Below are 8066 nucleotides of genomic sequence, written 5' to 3' on the forward strand. Positions count from 1 at the left end.
CCCCGGGTGTTGGGTGTTTTTTTTGCCCCTCCGGCGGGGGGGGGGGTTTTGCCGTAAATAACTTGTGGCGGCCTTCCCCCCCGAAGCCCGGGACTGATCAGATTGCAGCCAAGCCCGTGATTTCATCGGTGTCGGCTTCGCGGCTTACGCTGCTCCTACAACGGTTATTCCGGTAATGCCCCTGCCGAGCATGGCTCGGCACTACAGGTTCGGCTATTCCGGTAATGCCCCTGCCGAGCATGGCTCGGCACTACCTGTTTTTTTTGAAGACTCTGACGCATGCAAGACCTCTTTTCCGCCCTCTGCCTAGTGGCCATCATCGAAGGTCTGTTCCTGTTCATCGCGCCGCTGGCGTGGAAGCGGATGGCCGCGCAGCTGCTGGAGCAGCCTGCTGCATCCCTGCGCGGAATGGGCGCCGCGGCACTGTTCGTAGGCCTGGCGGTCCTTTGGTGGGTCCGCCACTGAACCAAACCCTGACGCCCATACCAACCTGCAGCCTCGGGGGTGGTAGCTGTCAGGCAAAACCCGGATAATCCACAAAAGCCGGTCGGGCTTACTCCTCCTGGAGTGCCCCGTTCGGCTTTTTCCGTGTATGGCCCTGGCGTTTGCCGGATGCTCCCCGATGGGGCGTCCATGATGGCGGACTGCAGCGCAGCGCACGGCCCCGTCCGCGGCCCCGATGGCCGCAGCAAAATTCAGGAGTTACCCGTCATGGGTCAATCAGTTGTTGTTCTCGGCGCCCAGTGGGGCGATGAAGGCAAGGGCAAGATCGTCGATCTGCTGACCGAGGAAATCGGCGCAGTTGTTCGTTTCCAGGGTGGTCACAATGCTGGCCATACCTTGGTCATCAACGGCAAGAAGACCGTCCTGCACCTGATTCCGTCCGGCATCCTGCGCGATGACGCGCTGTGCCTGATCGGCAATGGCGTGGTGATTTCCCCGGCCGCCCTGCGCAAGGAAATCGAAGAGCTGGAAACCGCTGGCGTGGAAGTGCGTTCGCGCCTGAAGATCTCGCCGGCAGCGCCGCTGATCATGCCGTACCACATTGCACTGGATCAGGCGCGTGAGAAGGCAGCAGGCGGCAAGGCCATCGGCACCACCGGTCGCGGCATCGGCCCGGCCTATGAAGACAAGGTTGCACGTCGCGGCATCCGCATCGCCGACCTGCATTACCCGGAACAGCTGGCTGAAAAGCTGCGCACCGCGCTGGATTACCACAACTTCGTGCTGACCAAGTACCTGGGTGTGGAGCCGGTCGATTTCGACACCGTGTATCAGGAAGCACTGGCCTTCGGCGAGTACGTCGAGCCGATGAAGTCCGACGTTGCCGGCATCTGCCATGACCTGCGCAAGCAGGGCAAGCGCGTGCTGTTCGAAGGCGCCCAGGGCGCACTGCTGGACATCGACCACGGCACCTACCCGTACGTCACCAGCTCCAACACCACCGTCGGTGGTGCACTGGCCGGTGCCGGCGTTGGCGCCGATGCCATCGACTACGTGCTCGGTATCGCCAAGGCCTACGCTACCCGCGTTGGCGGCGGCCCGTTCCCGACCGAGCTGGACGATGAAATCGGCCAGGGCATCCGTGACCGTGGCGCCGAGTACGGCGCTTCGACCGGCCGTCCGCGTCGCTGCGGCTGGATGGACATCGTCGCGCTGAAGCGCGCCGTGGCCATCAATGGTATTTCCGGCCTGTGCATCACCAAGCTCGACGTGCTCGACGGCATGGAAAAGCTGAAGGTCTGCATTGCCTATGAATACCGTGGCAAGCGTTCGGAATACGCCCCGCTGGACGCACAGGGCTGGGAAGAATGCACCCCCGTGTACCTGGAGTTCCCGGGCTGGACAGAGAACACCCACGGCGTGACCGAGTGGGACAAGCTGCCGCCGGCCGCACGCGCCTACCTGCGCGCGCTGGAAGAACTGGCAGGCTGCCCGGTGTCGATCGTCTCGACCGGCCCGGACCGCGACCACACCATGGTCCTGCAGGATCCGTGGGGCTGATAGCCGCACCATGATGTATCAGGCAACGCCCCGCGAAAGCGGGGCGTTGTCGTTTCAAACCCGGATGAACAACGCATTCAAACCGGTAGTGCCGACCCATGCTCGGCAGGGGCGTTACCGGTAGGGCGTCCGCCGGGCATGGCTCGGCGTTACGGCTGCTCCAGCGGGGTACCGTTGAGCTGCCGCTCGACGATCTCCAGAATGGTCGCCACGCTGACCCCAAACGAACCGGCATTTCCGGCATCAAACGCTTCGCGCCATTGGCCATAGCCCTGCAGGTACACCGGATCTGCGGCCTGCTGGCCAAGCAGGCGAAGCTGGCTGCGCTGCAGCGTCTGGTCGGTGACCGGGGCGTGGGCGAGCTGGGTCATGACACCCTCGGGCACGCGGGGATTGCGGATCTTCAATCCGTCCAGGGTCACGTGGTAGATGTTGCCGCCACCGAGCGGATGCTGGTCGATGCGGTTGATCAGCAGGGTAGGCTGCTCACCGTCATGGCGGCCCTGGCAGGCCCACAGCTGGCCCACTGCATACTGATTGGAAGGAATGGCTTGGCTCATCGGGGCAGGATCCTGGTGCGTATACGCCCGATCATGCAGGCAATACCGACCCGGGACTTTTCTTCATCTGGCGGTAGCGGCCACCGACAAGTACTTATGGCCAGCGCGGTAGCGGCCCCGGGCTGGCTAGAATGCGCTGGCACGCCCCCGCTGCCAGCCTGACTGACCCGATGCGTATTGACCCTGCCGAAATCGAAGCCCTGTTCGACGCCATTCCCAGCGTGCTGTTTTTCGCCAAGGACATTGATGGGCGCTACACCCACGTCAACATGACGATGATGCAGAGGCTGGGCATGAAGTCGCGCAGCGACGCCATCGGCAAGCGCGCCGACGAGTTGTACCCGGTCGGCATGAGCGAGGCCTATACCGAGCAGGATGCGCGGGTGCTGGCCGGCGAGGTGATCGAGAACGTGATGGAACTGCAGTTGTTCCCCAACCAGCAGCCGGGTTGGTGCCTGACCTGCAAGCGGCCCATCGTAGAGAACGGCAAAGTGATCGGCTTGATCGGCATCTCGCGCGACCTCGGCCAGCGCGGCGGCTTGGAATCCCAATACGAACCGCTGCGGCTGGCACTGGATTACCTCAACACGCATTACGCCGAAAACGTGCGCATGCAGACCTTGCTGGACATCACCGGCTTCTCGCTGTCCAAGCTGGAGCGTTCGTTCCGCAAGGTGTTCCAGATGACGCCGCAACAAGTGTTGACGCGGTTGCGCATCCAGATCGCACTGCACCTGCTGCATGGCGAGGACAGTGTCGCTAGCATTGGCCAGGCCTGCGGTTTCAGCGACCAGAGTGCGTTCACCCGCAAGTTCAAGGCTGAAGTCGGCATGGCACCGCGGCAGTACCGGGCGATGATCGCTGAGCGCGCGCAACAGGAAGCTGCTCGCGTCGGGCTATGACTTCCGGGAGTGTTGGGGGGCGTTGCAGGGGCAGATGATGCGGAGTTGGTGGGCATCAAGCCCATGTCCTTCCGTCGTCAGGAGCTTCGATGCGCCGTTCCCTTGTTGTCGCGATCAGTCTTGCCCTTTCCTGCGTTGTCACGCCCGCCGCCTTTGCGGCTGGGCCGGCAGCCGGCGCTGCGGCCCGCAATGAAGCCACCACGCAGCTGCCGCGCACCGCACGTCCGGATCATTACCGGGTGGAGATCACGCCACACCCGGCGCAGATGGGTTTCGACGGCAAGGTCAGCATTGATCTGGAAGTGCTGCAGCCCACCAACAGTATTGTTTTGCAGGCAGCGGGCATGCGCTTCGGCAAGAGCCAGCTACAGGCCGCCGGAGGCAAGGCGATGCCGGCCACGGTCAGCGTGGATGAGGCCAACCAGACCGCCAGCTTTGTGGTGGGCAACCCGCTGCAGCCGGGCCGCTACACGCTGAGCATCGATTACAGCGGCACCATCAACACCCAGGCCAATGGATTGTTCGCGCTGGATTACCCGGTAGCCGATGGCAGCAAGAAACGCGCGCTGTTCACCCAGTTTGAAAATTCCGATGCACGCCGCTTCATTCCGTCCTGGGACGAGCCGGGTTTCAAGGCGACGTTCGATTTGAGCGTGACCGTGCCGGAAGCCGAGATGGCGATCAGCAACATGCCGGTGGCCAGCAGCAAGTCGCTGGGCAAGGGGCTGAAGCAGGTGGTGTTCCAGACCACGCCGAAGATGTCGACCTACCTGCTGTTCTTCTCCAGCGGCGAGTTCGAGCGCGTCACCGTCAAGGAAGGCGACACCGAGATCGGCGTGATTGCGCAGACCGGCAAGGTCGAACAGGCGCAGTTCGCGCTGGAAAGCAGCGCCGAGGTGCTGCGTGAATACAACGACTATTTCGGCGTGAAGTATCCGCTGCCCAAGCTCGACAACGTTGCGGCACCCGGCGGCAGCCAGTTCTTCAGCGCGATGGAAAACTGGGGCGCGATCTTCACCTTCGAATATGCGCTGCTGCTGGATCCGGCCGTGTCCAGCGTCTCCGACAAGAAAGCCGTGTTCTCGATTGCCGCGCACGAGATCGCGCACCAGTGGTTCGGCAATCTGGTGACGATGGCGTGGTGGGACGATCTCTGGCTCAACGAAGGTTTCGCTTCGTGGATGGAGGCCCGCACCACCCGCAAGCTGCATCCGGAGTGGGACATCAACAACGTCGACGCCGCGCATACCAGTCGCAGCGCGATGGGCCGTGATGCCTACGTCACCACCCATCCGATCGTGCAGCATGTGGAGACGGTGGAGCAGGCCAGTCAGGCCTTCGACGGCATCACCTATGGCAAGGGCTCGGCGGTGATCTCGATGTTCGAGGATTACGTTGGAGCCGATGCCTGGCGTGATGGCGTGCGTCGCTATGTTGCCACCCACGCTTATGGCAATGCAGTCACCGACGACCTGTGGGCCGAGATCGACAAGGCTGCACCCGGCAAGCGTTTCATTGAGGTCGCGCATGACTTCACGCTGCAGCCCGGCGTGCCCTTGATCCGCGCCAGCAGCAGCTGCGTGGCGGGCAATACCCAGGTGAAGCTGAGCCAGGGTGAATACACGATTGATCGCAAGGACAAGCAGCCACTGCACTGGCGTGTGCCGGTAAGCCTGCGGGTGGGCAGTGGCGATGTGGTGCACACGCTGGTCGATGGAGACACTGCCGTGCAGCTGCCAGGCTGCAGCGGTCCGCTGCTGGTCAATGCCGGGCAGAAAGGCTATTACCGCACCTTGTATGCACCAGCACAGTTCAAGACATTGAGCACCAGCTTCGACAAGCTGCCGGTCGTCGACCAGCTCGGTGTGTTGATGGATACCAGTGCATTGGCCGCAGCCGGCCTGCAGCCCGATGCCGACCTGCTGGATCTGACTGCGAAGATCAGCGCCGACGCGCCGACCGATCTGTGGGACATGGCCGCCGGTACCTTGAGTGGTATTGACGGCATGTTCGATGGTGATGCCACACGTCAGGCGGCGTTCCGCAGTTATGCGCGTTCGCGCCTGTCGCCGGTACTGCAGGCGCTGGGTTGGGATGGCAAGGACAGCGACTCGGCACAGACCAAGGAGTTGCGCAGTGGCCTGATCGACACCTTGGCGGCGTTGGACGATGTGCAGGTGATTGCCGAGGCGCAGCGCCGTTTTGATGTCTTCCTGGCCCAGCCTGATTCGCTGTCGCCGGACCTGCGCAGCAGTGTGCTGGGTGTGGTTGCGCGCAATGCCGACGCAGCAACCTGGGACAAGCTGCACGCGCTGGCCAAGCAGGAAACCTCGGCGATGGTGCGTGACCAGTATTACGGCTTGCTGGCTGTGACCAAGGACAAGGTACTGGCGCAGCGCGCGCTGGACATGGCGCTGACCGACGAGCCGGGTGCGACCAACAGTGCGGGCATGATTGGCGGCGTATCGCGCGAGCATGCGGATCTGGCGTTCGACTTCGCCGTTGCCCATCGCGAGAAGGTGGACACCTTGGTCGACAGTACTTCGCGTGCGCGTTACTACCCGGGGCTCGGCCGCAGTGCGGACAACCTGCAGATGGTGGACAAGATCAAGGCATTCGCCGATGCGCACATCGCACCGACCTCGCGGCGTGATGCGGAGACGGTGATTGCCGGGATCCAGACCAAGCTGCGGCTGCGCGAACAGCGCAAGCCGCAGGTAGATGCCTGGTTGAAGCAGCGGGGCTACTGAGCCGAGGGGTCAGCTGATGCAGCTATAGAGTGGAGTGTGCCCGTGTGCCCGTGTGCATACGGGCACACGGGCTACAGGACATGTGCACCTGCCACCCGGGAGGAGCGGACTGCCAGAGTTGAAGTGGGGTGGATAGGGCGGCTTGCACTGTGCTGGCAAAGCGAGCCACTGGGGAAAGCAGCGGATGCCGAGGGCGTTGGCGCCGCGCTGGCCAGGATCGTGGCAGACTGCGCCTGGCTGGCCGCGGGGGCGGCGTGCCGATCGGACGTCCGAATCCACAGGGGGAAGGCACTATGAGTCGCATTCTTGCGCTGGCGGTTGCCGCGCTTTGTTTGCCGCCACTGGCCGTCGCTGCACAGACGGTGCCCGGAACAAATTTTGTCTGGTGTTCATTGACGGACACAGGGCGCGCACAGGCCCAGATATGGGCGTCGCCGGTATTCGAGTTTGGCGTGCAAGGCCATGACGTTGAAGTGCTCAATCGTCTGGCTGGTGAGTTCCACCGGCATGTTGCGCAGCTGGGCGGAGCGGGTGACAAGAGCTGCATCGCATTGCCGACGCGGGCAGAGGCCGAGGCGTTTCGACAGCAGCAACGGGAGCTCTGGGACAAGCGCATGTATTTCGTAAAGGTCGGCAATTGGCACGACGTCGACTGGACCGCGCCGACGGCGCTGGCGTCAGCGGCAGCACCAACTGCATCGGTTTCACGCTTCTTCCGCTGCTATGCGACGACCACGGACGTGCCGGGTTACGTTGACCGTGCGTGGACGGTGAGCAGTGGTGTATTCGAGATTGCAGTGCCCGGTGAACGCGCATTCGAGGCCGCCATCCTGCAGGCTCCAGCCTATCAGGAGGAGTTCGATGCGGTTGCGCGTGCAAACGGTATCCCTGCAGGGAATGCGCCGCTTTGTGCCCCTTACGACACCCGCGCGGAAGCCGACAAGGCCGAGCACGACTATCGCAGGCTGATTGGTGGCTTCAATACGAAGTACACCGTTGTCCAATGGACGCCGAGTGGGAAGGTGGCTGCTGTCGAATCAGCTGCTCCGGTGCATGCCTCTGAAGCCAAGTCGGTTGGATCAGCTCCGGGCTCGGTGGCGGGCACGACTGGTACGGTGCAAGCGCCCTATTGCCTTGCTGCGGTAGAACGGGCCAGCCCGGCGCTGTTGCTGCGAACGCCGGTTCGCCAGATGAGTTCTGCCGACACCAGTCACGCAGCGCTTGGTGCCACGCTGGACGCAGTGTTCTCTGCGGTGAAGCAGGCGAATCCGGGGAAGTGGAAGGTAGGCGACGTCAGCTGTCGCGACAATTCGAGCGTGATCGCCGGAGAGACCATCTGCATGTCGATCAGCTATTCGCATTTTCAGGGCTTGCAGTCGGCGTTGTTGTACTGCAATGCCTCACGGGAAAGGCTGGACGAACGAGTCCGCGACATGGACACGAACGCGAGCGCCGCCGGCAAGGTCGCGCAGACGTTTGAATGGCCATCCGGCTACTGACATCTGTGCGGATCCATTCTCGGTAGGGCGATTTCGTAGGGTGCAGAAAAGGCCGCAGATACGGTAATGCTGTTTGTTCAAGTGGGGCAATAGTGCGGTCGTAGCGCGGGTAAGCGCGGAGCCTGCCCGCCCGACGGTGTGTTCAACACCCATCTTTCGCTTGTGAGGTGAGGGGCGAGTTTGTAGTAAAAATCTAGAGCCCCCCTCATCCGCCCGTTGGGCACCTTCTCCCGTAAACGGGAGAAGGGAAAAGCCGAAGCCAAAGCCGAAGCGGAAGCCAAAGCACAAGCCGAAGACAAAGCCAACGCCGAAGGACAAGACGTAGACAAAGAAAAAGCACAAAACAAAGCC

At 62.7% G+C, this 8066-nt stretch carries 6 protein-coding genes; 5 read left to right on the plus strand and 1 reads right to left on the minus strand.

Features of this window, described 5'->3' with window-relative positions; translation table 11 throughout:
• Window positions 1-279 precede the first annotated feature (279 nt).
• Both ACVOMB_RS20325 and ACVOMB_RS20330 read left to right on the plus strand, forming a co-directional pair.
• Window positions 280-465, plus strand: coding sequence for a DUF2065 domain-containing protein (locus ACVOMB_RS20325; protein ID WP_481532841.1), 186 nt, complete (start codon window positions 280-282; stop codon window positions 463-465).
• Between the two features lie 246 nt (window positions 466-711).
• Entirely contained in the window at window positions 712-2004 is a 1293-nt protein-coding gene (locus ACVOMB_RS20330) for an adenylosuccinate synthase (RefSeq protein WP_481511078.1), read from the plus strand.
• 149 nt (window positions 2005-2153) lie between these two features.
• Here ACVOMB_RS20330 and ACVOMB_RS20335 read toward each other — a convergent pair whose 3' ends face one another.
• A complete protein-coding gene (locus tag ACVOMB_RS20335; protein ID WP_481532842.1) occupies window positions 2154-2564 on the minus strand; it encodes a hypothetical protein in 411 nt (136 codons plus the stop codon).
• A 170-nt stretch (window positions 2565-2734) separates the two neighbouring features.
• On the opposite strand from ACVOMB_RS20335, the gene ACVOMB_RS20340 reads away from it, so the two are divergent.
• The 3 genes from ACVOMB_RS20340 (at window position 2735) to ACVOMB_RS20350 (ending at window position 7715) form a co-directional block, all read left to right on the plus strand.
• Entirely contained in the window at window positions 2735-3466 is a 732-nt protein-coding gene (locus ACVOMB_RS20340) for an AraC family transcriptional regulator (RefSeq protein ID WP_481532845.1), read from the plus strand.
• An 89-nt stretch (window positions 3467-3555) separates the two neighbouring features.
• Window positions 3556-6216 (plus strand): M1 family metallopeptidase, encoded by a 2661-nt coding sequence (locus ACVOMB_RS20345; protein ID WP_481532843.1) that lies wholly within the window; start codon window positions 3556-3558, stop codon window positions 6214-6216.
• A 293-nt stretch (window positions 6217-6509) separates the two neighbouring features.
• A complete protein-coding gene (locus tag ACVOMB_RS20350) occupies window positions 6510-7715 on the plus strand; it encodes a hypothetical protein (protein WP_481532844.1) in 1206 nt (401 codons plus the stop codon).
• The last annotated feature ends 351 nt before the right edge of the window (window positions 7716-8066 follow it).

Source organism: Stenotrophomonas sp. STEN018, assembly GCF_056760235.1.